Origin of the sequence: Alkalicoccobacillus porphyridii (assembly GCF_007293315.1) — a bacterium.
In the GTDB taxonomy this organism is placed as follows: domain Bacteria; phylum Bacillota; class Bacilli; order Bacillales; family Bacillaceae_D; genus Alkalicoccobacillus; species Alkalicoccobacillus porphyridii.
Map to the genome: position 1 here is coordinate 1 of NZ_VLXZ01000020.1, position 17,309 is coordinate 17,309.

The 17,309-nt window shown below is 43.6% G+C and carries 17 protein-coding genes; 2 read left to right on the forward strand and 15 right to left on the reverse strand.

Translation table 11 applies throughout. From position 1 onward, the window contains the following. On the reverse strand, positions 1-383 hold a 383-nt coding region (locus tag FN960_RS23045), incomplete at its 3' end, for a hypothetical protein (protein ID WP_221936819.1). Positions 384-963: 580 nt separating this feature from the next. On the opposite strand from FN960_RS23045, the gene FN960_RS19685 reads away from it, so the two are divergent. Beyond that, positions 964-1,971 (forward strand): nuclease-related domain-containing protein, encoded by a 1,008-nt coding sequence (locus FN960_RS19685; protein WP_143850584.1) that lies wholly within the window; start codon positions 964-966, stop codon positions 1,969-1,971. Between the two features lie 635 nt (positions 1,972-2,606). Here FN960_RS19685 and spoIIQ read toward each other — a convergent pair. The 6 genes from spoIIQ to FN960_RS19715 all read right to left on the reverse strand — a co-directional run bounded on the left by spoIIQ (position 2,607) and on the right by FN960_RS19715 (position 9,201). Beyond that, on the reverse strand, positions 2,607-3,470 hold the full coding sequence (gene spoIIQ, locus FN960_RS19690) for a stage II sporulation protein SpoIIQ (protein WP_143850585.1): 864 nt from the start codon (positions 3,468-3,470) through the stop codon (positions 2,607-2,609). A 222-nt stretch (positions 3,471-3,692) separates the two neighbouring features. Beyond that, a complete protein-coding gene (spoIID, locus tag FN960_RS19695; RefSeq protein ID WP_143850586.1) occupies positions 3,693-4,721 on the reverse strand; it encodes a stage II sporulation protein D in 1,029 nt (342 codons plus the stop codon). A 150-nt stretch (positions 4,722-4,871) separates the two neighbouring features. Then, positions 4,872-6,206: a UDP-N-acetylglucosamine 1-carboxyvinyltransferase gene (murA, locus tag FN960_RS19700; RefSeq protein ID WP_143850621.1), complete on the reverse strand. Its 1,335-nt coding sequence runs from the start codon at positions 6,204-6,206 to the stop codon at positions 4,872-4,874. A 40-nt stretch (positions 6,207-6,246) separates the two neighbouring features. Beyond that, a complete protein-coding gene (locus FN960_RS19705) occupies positions 6,247-7,008 on the reverse strand; it encodes a YwmB family TATA-box binding protein (RefSeq protein WP_143850587.1) in 762 nt (253 codons plus the stop codon). A gap of 95 nt (positions 7,009-7,103) precedes the next feature. After that, entirely contained in the window at positions 7,104-7,337 is a 234-nt protein-coding gene (locus tag FN960_RS19710; RefSeq protein ID WP_143850588.1) for a DUF1146 family protein, read from the reverse strand. 328 nt (positions 7,338-7,665) lie between these two features. Next, a complete protein-coding gene (locus FN960_RS19715; protein WP_143850589.1) occupies positions 7,666-9,201 on the reverse strand; it encodes a BCCT family transporter in 1,536 nt (511 codons plus the stop codon). Positions 9,202-9,347: 146 nt separating this feature from the next. Between FN960_RS19715 and FN960_RS19720 the strand changes: the two genes are divergently transcribed. Next, positions 9,348-10,331, forward strand: coding sequence for an NERD domain-containing protein (locus tag FN960_RS19720; protein ID WP_260682081.1), 984 nt, complete (start codon positions 9,348-9,350; stop codon positions 10,329-10,331). Positions 10,332-10,792: 461 nt separating this feature from the next. Here the strand turns inward: FN960_RS19720 and FN960_RS19725 are convergent, their stop codons facing one another. The 8 genes from FN960_RS19725 to atpB all read right to left on the reverse strand — a co-directional run bounded on the left by FN960_RS19725 (position 10,793) and on the right by atpB (position 17,307). Beyond that, complete coding sequence (locus tag FN960_RS19725; RefSeq protein WP_143850591.1) at positions 10,793-11,194, reverse strand: F0F1 ATP synthase subunit epsilon; 402 nt, start codon at positions 11,192-11,194, stop codon at positions 10,793-10,795. 30 nt (positions 11,195-11,224) lie between these two features. Beyond that, positions 11,225-12,643 carry a F0F1 ATP synthase subunit beta gene (gene atpD / locus FN960_RS19730; RefSeq protein WP_143850592.1) on the reverse strand — a complete coding sequence of 473 codons (1,419 nt, stop codon included), beginning with the start codon at positions 12,641-12,643 and terminating at the stop codon, positions 11,225-11,227. Between the two features lie 32 nt (positions 12,644-12,675). Then, the gene (gene atpG, locus FN960_RS19735) at positions 12,676-13,545 is read right to left on the reverse strand and encodes an ATP synthase F1 subunit gamma (protein ID WP_143850593.1); all 870 of its coding nucleotides are present in this window, start codon (positions 13,543-13,545) and stop codon (positions 12,676-12,678) included. 39 nt (positions 13,546-13,584) lie between these two features. After that, positions 13,585-15,099 carry a F0F1 ATP synthase subunit alpha gene (atpA, locus tag FN960_RS19740; RefSeq protein WP_143850594.1) on the reverse strand — a complete coding sequence of 505 codons (1,515 nt, stop codon included), beginning with the start codon at positions 15,097-15,099 and terminating at the stop codon, positions 13,585-13,587. A gap of 50 nt (positions 15,100-15,149) precedes the next feature. After that, positions 15,150-15,698, reverse strand: coding sequence for a F0F1 ATP synthase subunit delta (locus FN960_RS19745; RefSeq protein ID WP_143850595.1), 549 nt, complete (start codon positions 15,696-15,698; stop codon positions 15,150-15,152). Further along, positions 15,695-16,186 carry a F0F1 ATP synthase subunit B gene (gene atpF, locus FN960_RS19750; protein WP_143850596.1) on the reverse strand — a complete coding sequence of 164 codons (492 nt, stop codon included), beginning with the start codon at positions 16,184-16,186 and terminating at the stop codon, positions 15,695-15,697. The genes FN960_RS19745 and atpF overlap by 4 nt, the downstream gene beginning before the upstream one ends. Positions 16,187-16,275: 89 nt before the next feature. After that, a complete protein-coding gene (gene atpE, locus FN960_RS19755) occupies positions 16,276-16,491 on the reverse strand; it encodes a F0F1 ATP synthase subunit C (protein ID WP_143850597.1) in 216 nt (71 codons plus the stop codon). 69 nt (positions 16,492-16,560) lie between these two features. Continuing rightward, on the reverse strand, positions 16,561-17,307 hold the full coding sequence (gene atpB, locus FN960_RS19760) for a F0F1 ATP synthase subunit A (protein ID WP_438799906.1): 747 nt from the start codon (positions 17,305-17,307) through the stop codon (positions 16,561-16,563). Positions 17,308-17,309: the final 2 nt, after the last annotated feature.

Sequence of the window (17,309 nt, forward strand, 5' to 3'; positions counted from 1 at the left end):
GCTCTGGCTCTTGGTATTGCTCTGGTTCCTCTTGGTATGCGGGGCTTCTTTCTGGGTATCGGGCTCTGGCTCTTGGTCGGGGGCTCGGGCTTCTTGGTGTGCAGGGCTTCTTTCTGAGTATCGTGCTCTGGGTCTTGGTATTGCTCTGGTTCCTCTTGATATGCAGGGCTTCTTTCTGGGTATCGTGCTCCGGGTCTTGGTATTGCTCTGGTTCCTCTTGGTATGCCGGGCTTCTTTCTGGGTATCGGGCTTTGGGTCTTGGTATTGCTCTGGTTCCTCTTGGAGGCGGGGATTCTTTCTGAGTATTGTGCTCTGGGTCTTGGTATTGCTCTGGTTCCTCTTGGTATGCCGGGCTTCTTTCTGGGTATCGGGATCTGGCTCATGGTAGGATGCTCGTTCCTCTTGCTATGTCGATCTTCTTTCTGGGTATCGTGATCTGGCTCATGGTAGGATGCTCGTTCCTCTTGCTATGTCGATCTTCTTTCTGGGTATCGTGCTCTGGCTCATGGTAGGATGCTCGTTCCTCTTGCTATGCCGAGTTTCTTTCTGGGTATCGTGCTCCGGTTCTTGGTATTGCGCTCATTCTTCTTGATATGCCGGGCTTCTTTCTGGGTATCGTGCTCCGGCTCTTGGTGAGAGGCTCGTTCTTCTTGCTATGCGGGGCTTCTTTCTGAGTAAGGATCTAACGGAAAAATATGAGGCAGTTCTTCTGAGTAAATTTATTTTCTTCTTAGTGTTGATGCCGTCCTTCTTGCTAAGCAGACTTTCTTCTTGGTTATTCAACTAGAGTTCTGAGTGATTCAATCAAACCTCTTGGTAAAGAGGTTTCCTTCTTAGTAAGTAATCAATTGCTCTTGTTAAATACCGCCTCTTCCTTGCTAAATTTCTCCATATTTATTTTTTTACGAGCAGGAATTTACGTGCTGTGAAACGAATAATACCTAGACAAAGGAGTGAGAAATCATGACGATTGTTAAACGTAGGACAGAGCCACTGCGAATGGCTCAGCTGGAGGCGTTAATAAGACGACTACCTTATGCACATGAACAAATTCCACAGATTCAAGAGGAATTAGCAAAACAGCGAGTCGGATATCAAGGTGAGAAGTCACTGCACTACTACTTTAGCTTCCTCTCCACCGAGCAAATGTATCTACTTCATGACGTCCGCCTGCTTGGCACAAATGGGTACCACTTTCAAATGGATACACTTCTTCTGACCCCGGGTTTCATAGCCATTATTGAGATCAAAAATTACACAGGCACCATCTATTTTGACCCAGACACCCATCAAGTTACCCGCTCTACCTCCCATTCAAATGATGAACTTCTCCCTAACCCGCTCCTTCAGCTTAACATTCAGAAAGCGCAGCTAAAAGGTTGGTTAGCCCAACAAGAGTGGCCACTAGTTCCAATCCTTCAACTTGTTGTCTTTAGTGACCCTTCCACGAAAATTATCTCGACCCCAAAAAACGCACACCTATTAAAAAAAGTCTCCACTGCACCAGCCTTCCTATCAAAAATTAGAGAGCTGCAGACCCTCTATTCTAAAACTTATGTATTGAACTCTGAGTTAAAACAATTGGCTGATGCACTAGCAGAACATCACACACCGTTACAATCAAATATTCTCAAGGAATTTAATATTAAAAGGAACTCTATTATTTCCGGAGTATTTTGCCCTTCTTGTCATAAACCTACATTGGTCCGCGGAGTAATTATCGGCAAATGGTTCTGCCCGGAGTGTCAGGTCTCCTCAAAGCACGCTCACATAAACGCGCTTGAAGACTATTTTCTATTACTCAACAAGAATGTTTCTAGTCTGGAAATTCATCAGTTTCTCCACACCGCCACAAGGCAGCAAGCCTATGATCTCTTGAAGCCCTTTTCTCTTAGTCCCCTAGGCGGCGCATTCCGTTCAAGGCGCTATGAACTGCGCTATCCCTTGCCGTTAGGAATTACTGGGGATTAGTTTATCGCATTGTATAGGTATTGGTAATGGCTCTGTCCTTCTTTGTAATCACCTCATACTTCTTGGTATCGACCCTCGCTTCTTGGTAAATCCGACATCCTTCTTTGTAATTACTTCATGCTTCTTGGTATCGCTCCTTGCTTCTTGGTAAACCCGCCGTACTTCTTGATTATCGAACTATTTCTCTTGGTACCGCTCCTTACTTCTTGGTAAGTCCACCTTTCTTCTTTGTAATCACCACATACTACTTGGTATCATCCTCACTTCTTGGTAAACCCACCGTCCTTCTTGATTATCACCCCATTTCTCTTGGTACCGCTTCTTGCTTCTTGGTAAATCCTCCGTCCTTCTTTGTGTCACTTCATACTTCTTGGTATCTCCCCTCGCTTCTTGATAAACCCACCACCCTTCTGGATTATCACCCCATTTCTCTTGATACCGCTCCTTGCTTCTTGGTAAGTCCTCCGTCCTTCTTTGTCTTCATCTCATTCTTCTTGGTACCGCTCCTCGCTTCTTGATAGACCCGCCATCCTTCTTAATAATGACCACGTCTTTCTTAGTATCGCACCTCGCACCCACTCCACAAAAAAACCACTAGCATCATATGGATGCTAGTGGTTCAGATAGGCTACTTATTACGTGTTAGAAGATTCACTTGGGACGAGGCCTGATTTTTCGCCATCAGCTGGAGCTTTTTCTTGTTCTCCGTCCTCTTTATCTTCTTCTTTTTCTTCATCGGCACCTTGTTCTGGTGCTTCTTTTTCAGCATTTTCTGATTCTTTGACTGCTTGTTCTAGTGATTGTCCAAATACTTCTTCTGGGTTCAGTGCGACGCCTTCGTTGTCACGGATTTCAAAGTGAACGTGTACGCCTGCTGCTTCGTTGTACAGGTTACGGCCAGCTTCACCTAGTTTGTCACCTTGTGATACAGTGTCACCTTCTTCTACAGCAAGTGATGCTAAGCTGCTATAGTGTGTTTTTACACCATCGTCGTGTGTGATTTCAACAACATTTCCAAGGGTAGAATCCTGTTGGGCTTTTGTTACTTTTCCACTTAGAGCGGCAACGACGTCAAAGCCTTCTTCTGTTTGTGCACCGAAATCCACACCTTTGTTCATACGATACGTATTGCTGAAATACACAAGGGATGCTTGTTGCTCTTCAGCGGTTGCGGATTCGTCGTAGAAATGTCCGATAATCTCTGCTTCTGCTTCATCTAATGTTGGTTTGACAATAACTTCACTTGATGATTGAACGGGTACCGCTTCTTCATCTCTCGGGTCATAGCCTGTTTCGAATTGATCACCTGGTTGTTCTTGGGTGCCTTGATCTTGGAGATCAGATCCTAGGTCTTGACCTTGAAAATAGAATACGGAGCTTAGAATGGCTGCTGCGGCTGCTAGATAGACAGCTGGTAATACCCAGCGTTTGCGTAATAAACGTTGTGCTTGAGTCCATTTTGTTTCATTTTTAGAAGATCGATTGTTATCTTCTTTCATTTCTCATCACCTCAGCAACCATTCTGAACAGATTACTAGAAATATATACATTCCCTTTGAAAAAATTTTTTATGATTCTTTTCACAACAACGGTTAAGCGATTCTAGTAATCAACAGAGTTATTCACAGATCCACAGACTTTTCCACATAAAGTGGTTTTTATCCACAAAAAAAGAGACCGTCTACTCATTTTTCTTGAGCATACTGGCCTCAACCTGTGGATTACTTTATTTTTGCTGTGACGATTTCTGCAAAGTGATCGATTGCATCTAATTCAATTCCCTGATAATAGTGCTGCACAATGGCATCATACGTTTTTCCTTCCTTCGCCATACCGTTTGCACCATATTGACTCATGCCTACTCCATGGCCCCAGCCTTTTGTTTTGACAGTGACCCTTCCATTTTGTCGGCTCCATTCAAAGTCTGACGAGTCTAAGCCAAGAAATTCTCTAATGTCTCGTCCTGAAAACGTTTCTCCGCCAACGGTAACTGAAGCAACACGTTCACCATTTGTCCGTTCTACATTCGTTTCCATGGAACCGTCTTCTGGCAGTGTAATTCCTAGCTTCTGCTCTATTTCCGCTTCACTAAACTCTTTTTCCGCTGTGAATCTTGGAGAACTTTCATCCCATGGGCTTTCTACACTGCGCAGATATGGGATCGCATTTTTATAGTAATCCTCGGAATTTTCCGTGAAGCCATTACTTGTGGAAAAGTAAGATACCGAAATAGGTGCGTCGTTATAGGTCATGACTTGTCCGGAGGTTTCTGCGACAGCTTCCTGCACTCGTTTATAATTGGCATCAAAGTCTTGTCCCCATTTTTGGCGTAACTCTTCTACATCTTGATAAACCTGATGAGTGACAGTATCAGAAACTAAAGCACCATTTTCAAGACTGACTTTTTCTGCATGAATCATCTGATTAATGATATATGTTCTTGCAGCTAATGCTTGTGCTTTTAACGCTTCCATCTCAAATGACGGAGACATCTCGGATGAGACTACACCTGTTACGTACTCTTCAAGCGGAACGTTTTCTATTACACTTTGTTGACTTCTGTACACACTTACTTCTAAGTCAGACAATTCATCACTCCCGTCCTCTTTTGCCAAGTCTTCTTTTGATGGCTGTTTTTCTGCCGAGACAGGAAAAGTTGACTCTCCATCTGAAAAAAATGCGACCATAACTGATGGAATAATTAGTACAGCTACAAACAGTAAGACAATCACCCAGACAATTCGTTTCATAGCAGTCCTCCAATACCAATCTAACACTACTCTTAACTGTATGCTTATCATAGGCCAAGTAGAACGTATAAGAAAAAGCCATTCACGCTAATGAATGACTTTTTTTGACCAAAAACTGCTGTCACCTTTTATCATTTCCTAGGCAATAAACTAGTTTGTGGACGTATTTAGACTTAATGATGCTGCTGTTTCGAGTGAAGCTGCTGCTTCCTCGACATTTTCTTCTACTTGTTGGATGCGTTCAACGTCCGCACCTAGTGCAAAGAGCTTGCCAGCTAGATCAACATAACCGCGGTCGATGTGCTTCAGCTCTGTTACACGAGTAATTCCTTCTGAGACAAGACCAGCAATGACTAGAGCGGCTCCAGCACGAAGATCAGTAGACGCTACTTCTGCACCCTGCAAATTATTAGGACCTGTAATAATGGCAGAACGACCTTCAATCTTAATATTACTGTTCATACGACGGAATTCCTCTACATGCATAAAGCGGTTTTCAAAAACCGTCTCGGTAATAACACTTGTACCTTCAGCTTGTAAAAGAAGAGCCATCATTTGCGCCTGCATATCCGTAGGGAAACCTGGATGAGGCATTGTTTTTAAGTCAACAGCTTTAAGCTTTTCAGGCCCAACAATACGTAGGCCATTCGATACTTCTGTAATACCTACGCCCATTTCTTCCATTTTGGCGATAAGTGGACGAAGATGCTCAGCCACTGCTCCTTCAACAATCACGTCTCCTTGCGTAATCGCAGCTGCTACCATAAAGGTACCTGCTTCAATACGATCAGGGATCACGGTATGATCTGCAGCAGTAATTTTGTCCACACCTTCAATACGAATGACACCTGTGCCAGCACCACGTACTTTAGCACCCATCGCATTTAAGTAGTTAGCTAAGCAGACAATCTCTGGTTCTTCTGCTACATTCTCAAGAATCGTTGTTCCTTCAGCTAGTACAGCCGCCATCATGATGTTCTCTGTTGCGCCAACACTCGGGAAGTCGAGGTAAATCTTAGCACCTTGAAGACGCCCATCGATGCTTGCTTCGATAAAGCCATTACCAATTTCTACTGATGCACCCATGGCTTCAAAGCCTTTGAGATGCTGATCGATCGGACGTGAGCCAATTGCACATCCACCTGGAAGGGCAATACGAGCCTTACCTATACGAGCCAAAAGTGGGCCCATTACAAGGAAGGATGCTCTCATTTTTCGAACATATTCAAATGGTGCTTCTGTTTTTAATTCTTTAGTCGCATCGACCACAAACTGTCCGTTCTCATAACTTACTTCAGCATTTAAATTCTTTAGTACTTCTTTCATTGTATATACATCAGCGAGTGCCGGTACCTCATGAATTGTGCTAGTACCTTCTTCAGCTAAAATAGATGCAGCAATAACAGGTAATACAGCGTTCTTTGCGCCTTCTACCTTGACGGATCCGCGCAACTTGTTACCGCCGCGGACGATAATTTTCTCCAACATAGTCCCCTCCGCGTCAAGTTTATTCTCTTCTATATCATCAATATTCAGTCGTAATAATAGGCGTTCCTATTGTCACAGTTGTCCCTGTGCCCAAAGCTGAATCAGCTCTTAATGCAATCTGGACATTCATCGGTTTGCCAGCGGTTATCATTTGGTCCTTCCACACAGTAGTATATGCGGAAACCGAGACAAACGTTTCTTCTGTTATAAACTCTACCTCTTCGGCATCAAGAGTCTTCATATAGGAATGGGCCTTTTCCAAAAGTGAATCACTTTTAAGTATTGGTGCATCAGATGTGCTTTTCACCTGTGTGTAAAGCGATGCCGTGTCCATAGTAAATAGCAACATTCGATTTTGTAGTTTGTCTGCCAACTCATAACGACGCCAATCAGAGGCCTCATTGCCTGTCAGTTTGTACGTGTACGTGAGCGTATGGGAGTCATTTTCAGGATATGCCATAATGCGCAACGACTCCTGTACTCCATTAGCAGGTTGTAATTGATATTCAGCTGTCCATTCAGTTGCACTAGTGTCCAGATACGTTTGGTTCCAGCCCTCAAGCTGAAGACCCAAATTATGTACATGCTGGTGGAACGATTTAGATGATTCTATTGTTCCTTGTACGTCTCTTGCAAGCACCTGCCACTCCTCCACATCAAGCTCTTCGGAGTGTACTAGTCCAAGGATCGTCTCAATTGGTTGAATGACCCGTTCAGCCTGCATACCGTCCTGTTTTGTATAAACAAACACAATCAAAGACATAATAAGTAAGCTCAACAGAACCTTCATCCATCCCATTTATACCCGCTCCTTTTACAAACTGTTCTTACTTACAGTTTGACCACAGGAGAGCTCGGCATACATGGAAGTTAGAGTCACTAATCGACAGCTTTCTACCACAAATATTGAAGAAGTCTTGAGGCTTGAAGATACTCCAGAAAGAAGCGGCTGACCAAATACGCTAACGCAAGAGCTGTCAGCAATCTAAGCATTATTGCCTGAGGACCTTTAGGTTCTCTGACAAATAAGTCAAACCGAAAGCTCGCAAGCGCCCACCAGCATAATCCTAAACTAAATAGATTTACTAGTATTTGAATCAGTGCGTCTTGCCCGAATCCATCTGTCACCCATAAAACTCCCTTTCTTACAATTCATAACCATTGTAAGATTATTTGCCGTATTTCAATTTACAAACTTGTTATAGTTCAATTGGACGATGAAGCAATCCACACTCAACTATAACGGATCTTAATTAAAAAAGCTATAACAAATCGATGTAGAAAATAAAAAAAAGTTCGTAAAAGTTGACAATTAAAGACACAATTCGATTAACCCACATAAATGAGTCTTTTTGCCCTGTATTTTCTTTACCCCCCTGATCTCATAAATAATCCTCTATTTTTTAATTTAGAGAAAAAGACCTGAGACATCTGTCATCAAGCCTTTTTCACCGCTTTACTTTATATAGCCTTGGTCACGTGCAAGAATTCTAGCAATTTTAGGGGCATGCCAGAGAAGTGGTAGCATTAAAATAGACACTGGAACTGCAGCTACAACCACAAATGATTGCAATGCACCGATCCCCCCGCCACCAATGTTAATTAAGATCGTAGCAATGGCGGCCATAATTACAGCCCAAAAAACACGAACTAATTTAGGTGGATTGCCGACTCCGGTTACACTCATTGATAAGGAATAAGACATGGAATCGACGGTGGTCACTACAAATAAAATGGTTAGTAGCAGAAATATAAATGGCATGATGGTCCCAAGCGGCATTTGATGCGCGATCGCAATGATTGCTGCTGGCAGCCCATTTTCAAATAATGGTTCACTAATGGATCCTGGATTGTTCAGCTCGTAGTGGATGCCACTCCCTCCAAGTACGGTAAACCAGAGATTTGTAATAATTGGTGTGAGGATTGCAACGACTAGAAAAATTTCTCTGATTGTGCGCCCTTGTGATACTCTTGCTACAAGCAGCGCTACAAGTGGACCGAATCCTATAAACCATCCAAAGAAAAATAATGTCCACGAACCGAGCCACTCGTTATCTCCTCTAAACGTGCTCATGCGGATGAACTCAGTCAGGTAGACCCCAGATGATGAAATAAACGCATCCACAATAAAAAGACCTGGTCCAAAGATTAACAAGAATATAGCAATGATCAGTGCGGTATTAATGTTTAGGCGGCTGAGCCACTGGATTCCTTTATCAATACCGGTGACCGTGGAAATTAAAACAACCGAGGTCAAGGCAACAATAATTAGAATCTGTGTCGTAAATGTATTCGGCCATCCAAAAAGCGCATTTACCCCGTAGCTTACTTGAAGCCCAAGAAAACCAATCGGGCCGATCGTTCCCGCTGCTGCTCCAATCACACAAACGACATCAGCCACTGTTCCCCACGCACTATGCCTTATTTTTTCACCGAAAATTGGGTACAGCAGCGTTCTTGGTTTCAGTGGCATTCCTTTATGGTGGTGAGCATACATAATCACAATGACACTAATTGCCCCATATACCGACCACGCCGTAAAGCCCCAAGACAAAAAGCTTTGTGCTAGGGCAGAGCTGACCGCTGCCTCACTTCCACCTTCAATGCCTTGGAACACAGGAGGCGTGTCAATAAAATAATACATCGGCTCCGCGGCAGCCCAGAATACTCCCCCAGCCCCAAGTCCAGTGGTAACGATAATCGCTAAATATCTAAAAAAGCTCATTTCGGGTTTTTTCAGCTTCCCCAACACGGCATTCCCACTTGATGAAAAAGCAATGTAGGCCCCCACTAGAAAAGTGGCAATCAGCAGAACCTGCCAATACGGGCCAAAATATCGAATGGCATAATCAAAGCCAAGATCAACATATGTAGACGTCCATTTTACATTTACTAATGAAAGCAGGACAAACAAGACCAGAATTCCTCCACTTATTAAAAAAACCGGCCAATTCAGTATTTCTTTTAACTTACTCCAATCCTTGCGACTCATTTATTTCCTCCAGTTAAATCAGTTATAAGCAACAATCGTACCACATAAGTAGGGAGTGAATATTGTGAATTCTTTTTTACTTTTTTAAAGGTATAGATTTTTATTTATTGAATTGATGTAGAAGAGGTGATGTTAGTTTGACCATAATGAATCGAAGTATGCCCATTCGACTGCACCAATTAAAGGCGTTAAAGAACAGATTACCTAGTGGGTGGTCGAGTAAAATGAAGGAGGATCTCACCTTATATGAAGCCGGATATCGCGGAGAGCGTAATCTTGAGTATCACTTGAATTTTTTAGAAGACCGAGACTTTGTTTTTGTGCATGATTTGCGACTCAGAGCAAGCAATGGCCATTATTTTCAGGTAGACACGCTAGTGGTGACTTCTCGCTTTTTTGTTATTGTAGAGGTGAAAAATTTAGTAGGAAGGATTGAGTTTCATGACGAGCTTAAGCAAATGGTACGTCGCTCAAATGGAGAGGATATTCTAATGCCCAACCCCTTGCATCAGGTTCGACGTCAACAAGCTCAATTGTCGGACTGGCTACTTGAACGAGATCTTCCCCTTATGCCATGTGAACAGCTTATCGTTTTTGCAAATCCCTCCACCATTATTCACTCCACAGAAGCCGGCAAAAAATCATTATCAAAAGTCGTTTATGCCGAGGGAGTCGTGCCCCGGCTTGAGAAGCTGAAATCTCACTTTAGTAAAGGCAGGTCCTATTTTGACAAATCGTCACTCGCCAAACTAGTGGATACGTTAAAGGCAAATCATGCCCCCTCTCTCTTCCCCATCCTCAGTACCTACCAACTCAACTACTCTAATTTACAAAAAGGTGTTTTTTGTCCAGACTGTCGCGCTCCAAGAATGAATCGTCAAGGCCGAAGCGGAAGCTGGCATTGCAAAAGCTGCGGCTGTAAATCTAAAGATGCACATATTAGAGCCTTAGAGGATTATTATCTATTAGTGAAGCCTACGATTACGAATGCGGAGGTGAGGGAGTTTTTGGGGGTTGAGTCGAAAGATGTTGCGAAGCGATTTTTGAGCAAACTAGATATTAAAAGTACCCATAAAAACCGCTATTGCTATTACCATTTAACCTTTCCTCTTCGATTAAAAAAAATTTGATTAATGGAGGAGTTGGCGTATAGTATTCATTACTTTGCTATGACGATCTAGCTCTAACAATAGGGAATGTGGTTTTATTAAGCGACTTACTTTTCCATCGGGCGATCTCTCGCCCCATCAGGCGACTTTCTCCTTCCATTGGGCGTTCTCCGGCTCCATCGGGCGACTTTCTCCTTCCATCGGGCGACCTCCGGCTCCATCAGGCGACTTTCTCCTTCCATTGGGCGACCTCCGGCTCCATCAGGCGACTTTCTCCTTTCATTGGGCGACCTCCGGCTCCATCGGGCGACTTTCTCCTTCCATTGGGCGACCTCCGGCTCCATCGGGCGACTTTCTCCTTCCATTGGGCGTTCTCCGGCTCCATCGGGCGATCTCCTTCCAATACCATTGTTCCACCCCTCCAATCCCCCACCCCCCACACCAAAAAAACCACCCTCACAAGGAGGGTGGTTTTAAATCATTTATTTCCCGGCGACGTTCAAGCGGTTGATGGCGCGATCGAGGGCGGCGCGGGCACGGGCGGTGTTGATGCCGTCGTGGTTTTTCGCGTTTACTCGTTGTTCGGCGCGATCTTTTGCTTGTTGGGCGCGGTCGACGTCGATGTCAGACGGTCGTTCTGCTGCTTCTGCTAAAATGGTAACCTTATCCGGTCGTACTTCTACGAATCCGCCGCTGACCGCGATGCTGTCTTCGGATGAGCCTTTTTTCATTCGGGCTGCGCCGATGGCAAGTGGCGAAACGAGCGGGATATGGTTTGGTAAGATACCGAGCTCACCTTCAACAGTTCGAACAACGACCATGTCGACATCACCTTCGTAGACAGTGCCATCAGGTGTAACGACGCTGGCTTGAACAGTTGGCATAAGATCCCCTCCTTTTCAGCGAGACATGGCTTAAGCCATTTGCTCTGCTTTTTCAACCACTTCTTCAATGCGGCCAACGAGACGGAATGCGTCTTCTGGCAGGTCATCGTATTTTCCGTCAAGGATTTCGCTGAATCCTTTGATGGTTTCTTTAAGTGGAACGTATGAGCCTTTTTGTCCTGTGAACTGCTCAGCTACGTGGAAGTTCTGGCTTAGGAAGAACTGGATACGACGCGCACGTGACACGACAAGCTTGTCGTCCTCAGATAATTCCTCCATCCCAAGAATCGCGATGATATCTTGAAGCTCACGATACTTTTGTAGCGTTTGCTGTACGCGACGAGCTACTGAGTAGTGCTCTTCTCCAACAACTTCAGGAGATAGGGCACGTGATGTTGATGCTAATGGATCAACCGCTGGGTAGATACCCATTTCAGTTAGCTTACGCTCAAGGTTTGTTGTAGCATCCAAGTGAGCGAACGCTGTAGCTGGTGCTGGATCCGTATAGTCATCGGCAGGTACGAAGATCGCTTGGATCGATGTAACTGAACCTTTTTTCGTTGAAGTAATACGCTCTTGAAGTTGCCCCATCTCTGTTGCAAGTGTTGGCTGGTACCCAACGGCAGATGGTAAACGTCCAAGTAGGGCAGAAACCTCTGAACCAGCTTGAGTAAAGCGGAAAATGTTATCGATGAAAAGTAGCACGTCCGCGCCTTGCTCATCACGGAAGTATTCCGCCATTGTTAGGCCAGTTAGAGCTACACGCATACGTGCACCTGGTGGCTCGTTCATTTGACCAAATACCATCGCTGTTTTCTTGATAACACCAGCTTCAGTCATCTCATGGTATAAGTCATTTCCTTCACGTGTACGCTCTCCAACTCCGGCGAATACCGAGATACCGCCATGCTCTTGAGCAACGTTATTGATAAGCTCTTGAATTAGAACGGTTTTACCTACACCCGCTCCTCCAAATAGTCCAACCTTACCACCCTTGGTATAAGGGGCTAGTAAGTCAACAACCTTGATTCCTGTTTCAAGAATTTCCGTTGCTGTGGTCAGTTCATCAAAGTCAGGTGCTTCGCGGTGAATGGGATCACGACGTACACTTGTGTCTACTGGGTCTTTGAACTTTAAGTCAATTTCGTCACCTAACACGTTAAATACACGTCCAAGTGTTTCGTCACCAACAGGTACAGAGATTGGAGACCCTGTATCTACTGCAGCTGTTCCACGAACAAGTCCATCTGTTGAACTCATTGCAATGGTACGAACAGTATTGTTTCCAAGGTGTAAAGCGACTTCAAGTGTGACAGATACGTCAACGGCTTTTGTTTCGCCACCTTGCTGATTTACGGTTAAGGCATTGTTAATTAGAGGAAGGTTTCCGTCGATAAACTGTACATCTACAACGGGTCCTGTAATTTGAATAATTCGCCCTGTGCTCATCTTTTTCCCTCCTATTTAGATCGGCTGTATGTCTACTCGAGAGCGGCTGCTCCACCGACGATTTCTGTGATTTCCTGTGTAATAGCCGCCTGACGTGCACGGTTATAGGAAAGCGTTAAGTCATCAATCATTGAATTTGCGTTATCTGTCGCAGCACTCATGGCTGTCATTCTTGCACCAAATTCACTGGCCTTACCATCAAGCAGCGCACCAAAGATCAGGCTCTCTGCGTATTGAGGCAGCAATTGGTCTAGAATGGCTTGCTCATTTGGCTCGTAGATATAGCTCGCATTTGATTTTTCATTGTCGACCTCTTCTTCAAGACCTGCTAAAGGCAATACCTTATTCTCAGTAGGAACCTGAGTCAGAGGATTCACAAAGTGGTTATGCCAGATGTATAACTCATCAAAGACTTGATCAGCAAACATATCCACAGTGGTGCTAGCTAAACTCTTAATATCACTAAACTCAGGCTGATCTTGCACTTGAATCATTTCCTGAATAATTGGAAGTCCTCGACCTTTTAACAAGTCACGACCAATTCTTCCGATTACAATTAACGCATACTCATCCTTTGAGTTGTGACGCTCATTAAGTGTGTTCGTTAGCCTACGAATAAGCGTACTGTTATATCCACCAGCGAGTCCTGTATCAGACGTAATCACAATATATCCTGTTTTCTTAACCGGACGTTCCTCAAGCAGTGGGTGCGTCGCATCGGTTCCGCTTGCAGCCATGCTTGCGACCACTTCTTTGATTTTTTCTGCGTACGGGTTAAAAGCCTGTGCTTTTTCCTGAGCGCGGTTAAGCTTAGATGCCGCAACCATTTGCATGGCACGCGTAATCTGCTTTGTTTTTTTCGTAGAAGTAATCCGGTTTTTTATATCACGTAAAGAAGCCATTCATTTCACCACCTTTATTCAAAACTTGGGTCTATCTGCTTAGCTGTCAGATACGTTAAAGCCTTTTTTGAACTCTTGAATTGCCGCTCTAAATTCGCCATCATCAGGTAGGTTACCCGTTGTACGAATATGATCAAGCAAGTCTTTTTTGTTGTGGTCAAAAAATGCGAATAGCTCAGCTTCAAAACGAAGAACATCTTTAACCGGAATATCATCTAAGTATCCATTAACGAGTGAGAAGATAATAGCAACCTGCTTCTCAACTGGAACTGGTTTATTAAGATCCTGCTTAAGAATTTCAACGGTACGTACTCCACGATTTAGTTTCGCCTGAGTGGCTGCATCCAGATCAGATCCGAATTGAGAGAATGCTTCTAGCTCACGATATGAAGCAAGGTCAAGACGCAGTGTACCTGCTACCTTTTTCATTGCCTTGATTTGAGCAGATCCTCCAACACGAGATACAGAGATACCTGGGTTTACGGCTGGACGAACACCAGAGTAGAACAAGTCAGACTGTAAGAATACCTGTCCATCTGTAATGGAAATAACGTTTGTTGGAATGTATGCTGATACGTCACCAGCTTGTGTTTCGATAAATGGTAGAGCTGTAATTGAACCAGCACCTTTATCGTCACTTAGCTTCGCTGCACGCTCAAGTAGGCGCGAGTGAAGATAGAATACATCCCCTGGGAATGCCTCACGACCTGGAGGACGACGAAGCAATAGGGACATTTCACGATAAGCAGCTGCTTGTTTAGATAAGTCATCATAGATAACTAATACATGCTTGCCGTTATACATGAACTCCTCTGCCATTGATACTCCAGTGTAAGGAGAAAGGAAAAGCATTGGTGCAGGGTCAGATGCCCCAGCTGTTACAACAATTGTGTAATCTAGCGCGCCGCGTTGACGAAGTGTTTCTACTACGTTTGAAACCGTAGATTCTTTTTGTCCAATCGCAACGTATACACAAATCATATCTTGGTCTTTTTGGTTAAGAATCGTATCAATTGCAATCGATGTCTTACCGATTTGACGGTCACCGATGATAAGCTCACGCTGTCCACGACCAATTGGAATCATTGAGTCAATGGATTTAATTCCTGTCTGTAATGGTTCATGTACGGATTTACGATCCATAACACCAGGTGCAGCCCCTTCAATCGGACGGCTTTTTGTTGTGTTAATTGGACCAAGTCCATCAACAGGCTGTCCAAGAGCGTTTACAACTCGACCTAAAAGCTCCTCACCAACTGGAACCTCCATGATACGACCTGTACGCTTAACCTCATCACCCTCACGAATACCAAGGTAAGGGCCAAGAATGATAATACCAATGGTGTTCTCTTCCAGGTTCTGAGCCATACCCATGATACCGTTTGCGAATTCAAGTAATTCACCAGCCATTACATTCTCAAGACCATGAGCAAACGCAATTCCATCCCCAACGCGGATTACTGTACCAACGTCTTGGACTTCAACATTTGCTTCAAAGTTCTCAATTTGCTGCTTAATCAGCGAGCTAATTTCTTCAGCTTTAATGCTGCTCATTTTGATTCACCCCTTTAGTGATTGCTACCGATATTTGCTATCGATATGTGCTACCGATTTCCTGCTAACAGGTTTCGTTCTAAACGGTTCAGCTGACCTTTAATGCTGCCGTCATATATACGATCGCCGATGCGGATTTTGATCCCGCCTACCAGCTCTTCATCTACCTTATTTGTTGCAATGAGTCGGCTTTTGCCTGCTTTAGGTGCAAACACAAGCTCAACCTGCTTAATTTCTTCATCTGTTAAAGGCTTTGCAGAAAAGACTGTTGCTTCTGCAATATTTAATAGATCATGATGTAATTTTGTATAGGCCTTATGCAACTCAGGCACAATGTCAAAACGCTGACGATCAAGCAAAAAACGTAATGTGTTAAAAACATCTTTGCTTATATGATCAGAAAAGCTATTGCGAATCAATTCTTGCTTCTTTGCCAATGTAACCTTAGGATGGCTCACTGCCTTCAAAAGCTCAGGTGTGCTTGTTAAAACGGAATGGATTAATGCCAACTCTTCGCCCGTTTGTTCCAAAGTCCCTTTTGACTGGGCCAATTGAAAAAGAGCAACCGCGTAACGATTTGCTACCGCTTGGTTGCTCATAGCTCTTCGCCCGCTTGTTTAAGATAGTCTTGAATCAACTGCTCTTGAGCCTTTTCATCCAATTCCTTCTCAATAACCTTCTGGGCAATTAAGACAGATAAAGACGCTACCTGTTCGCGAAGAGCTACAACAGCTTGGTCTTTTTCATTTTGGATTTCTGCAATGGCTGTATCCTTCATACGCTGAGCTTCTTCTTTAGAGGTCTTCACGATATCCTGACCCTGTTGCTCGCCCAATTTCTTTGCGTTCTCAATAATGCTTTGTGCTTCTTTTTTGGCATTCTCTAATTCTGCACGTTGCTGATTAAGAAGTTCTTCCGCATCTTTACGATTACGTTCTGCAGAGTCAATTTGGTCATTTACAAGCTTTTCGCGTTGCTCCATTACTCCAAGCAGTGGTCTAAGAGCAAATTTGCTCAATAGCACTAGGAGAATGATAAAACCGGCTAATTGAAATGCAATCGAACCCCATGGTATTTCAAATCCCATGATTGTGTACTCCTTTCGTCGCTATACATAAGGAATGGCGAAGGTTCAAGCTCAAGCATGAACACAGTCGCCATTTTTATTCGGTCGCCTTAGTTACCAAACAACATTAAGATTGAAATAACAATGGCAATGATTGGAACGGCCTCAGCTAGTGGAACACCAATGAACATTAGAGTTTGGAGTGTGCCTTTTAGTTCTGGCTGACGAGTTACCCCTTCAAGAGTAGCTTTAACAATGATAGCAACCGCAATTGCTCCACCAACAGCGGCAAGACCAGCTGCAAGTGCAATACCTAGATATAACATAGTGATTATCCTCCCAGTAAAATTAGTTTTTTATATAGTTTGTCCAATGTTTGGACGGTGTTAACTAGATTAGTGTGCTTCTACTTTATGTGCCATATATACCATGGCAAGCATAGCAAAGATGTAAGCCTGCAAGCTTCCTATGAAAATACTGAAGGCCTGCCAGATAACTAATGGAACAATGGCTGTAACAGCAGATAGGAGATACGTAAACCAGTTTGCTCCTTCAATTCCAAAACCTGATACCCCAAAGGTTACAATTAGAATCATAAGAATTTCTTTGGCGTAAATATTACCAAACAACCGCATACCAAGAGTTAGCATATTAGCAATTTCTTCAATTATCTTAAAAGGTAGTAGGACCCAAACTGGGGTTACATATCCTTTTAAATAACCTTTCATTCCGTTCATTTTCACTCCATAGATATGAGTAAGAATGATTACAAAAATGGACAATGAAAGTGCTAAAGCAGGATCGGAAGTTGGAGATTTCCACCAAACCTCATGAGTTTCCTTGTTGTAGATCTCAAATGGTATCCCGAGCATGTTGCTGACAAACACGTAAAAAAGAAGTGTTACAGCAAGGGCAATAAAGCGTCCGCCAACGTCCCAGCTCATGTTGGCTTTAATAATATTCCGGCAAAAATCCACTGACCATTCCAGGAAATTCTGAAGCTTACCAGGTCGGATAGATAAATTACGAGTGCCGATAAAGAAAAGCAAGAAGATAATAATACTTGCAACAAACGACATTAAAATCGTTGAGGCATGGAAAGTAAGTCCGTATATTTCCCATTTGGCCATTACATGGTCCACAC

Coding starts and splice junctions, on each gene's coding strand:
- atpE (WP_143850597.1), bottom strand. CDS start 16,491: ATGTTATATCTAGGTATTGCACTTGCAGCTGGTCTTGCCGCTGTTGGT.
- atpD (WP_143850592.1), bottom strand. CDS start 12,643: ATGAGCACAGGGCGAATTATTCAAATTACAGGACCCGTTGTAGATGTA.
- FN960_RS19715 (WP_143850589.1), bottom strand. CDS start 9,201: ATGAGTCGCAAGGATTGGAGTAAGTTAAAAGAAATACTGAATTGGCCG.
- FN960_RS19705 (WP_143850587.1), bottom strand. CDS start 7,008: ATGGGATGGATGAAGGTTCTGTTGAGCTTACTTATTATGTCTTTGATT.
- FN960_RS19720 (WP_260682081.1), top strand. CDS start 9,348: ATGAATCGAAGTATGCCCATTCGACTGCACCAATTAAAGGCGTTAAAG.
- atpG (WP_143850593.1), bottom strand. CDS start 13,545: ATGGCTTCTTTACGTGATATAAAAAACCGGATTACTTCTACGAAAAAA.
- atpF (WP_143850596.1), bottom strand. CDS start 16,186: ATGGGATTTGAAATACCATGGGGTTCGATTGCATTTCAATTAGCCGGT.
- FN960_RS19725 (WP_143850591.1), bottom strand. CDS start 11,194: ATGCCAACTGTTCAAGCCAGCGTCGTTACACCTGATGGCACTGTCTAC.
- FN960_RS19745 (WP_143850595.1), bottom strand. CDS start 15,698: ATGAGCAACCAAGCGGTAGCAAATCGTTACGCGGTTGCTCTTTTTCAA.
- FN960_RS19685 (WP_143850584.1), top strand. CDS start 964: ATGACGATTGTTAAACGTAGGACAGAGCCACTGCGAATGGCTCAGCTG.
- spoIID (WP_143850586.1), bottom strand. CDS start 4,721: ATGAAACGAATTGTCTGGGTGATTGTCTTACTGTTTGTAGCTGTACTA.
- atpA (WP_143850594.1), bottom strand. CDS start 15,099: ATGAGCAGCATTAAAGCTGAAGAAATTAGCTCGCTGATTAAGCAGCAA.
- spoIIQ (WP_143850585.1), bottom strand. CDS start 3,470: ATGAAAGAAGATAACAATCGATCTTCTAAAAATGAAACAAAATGGACT.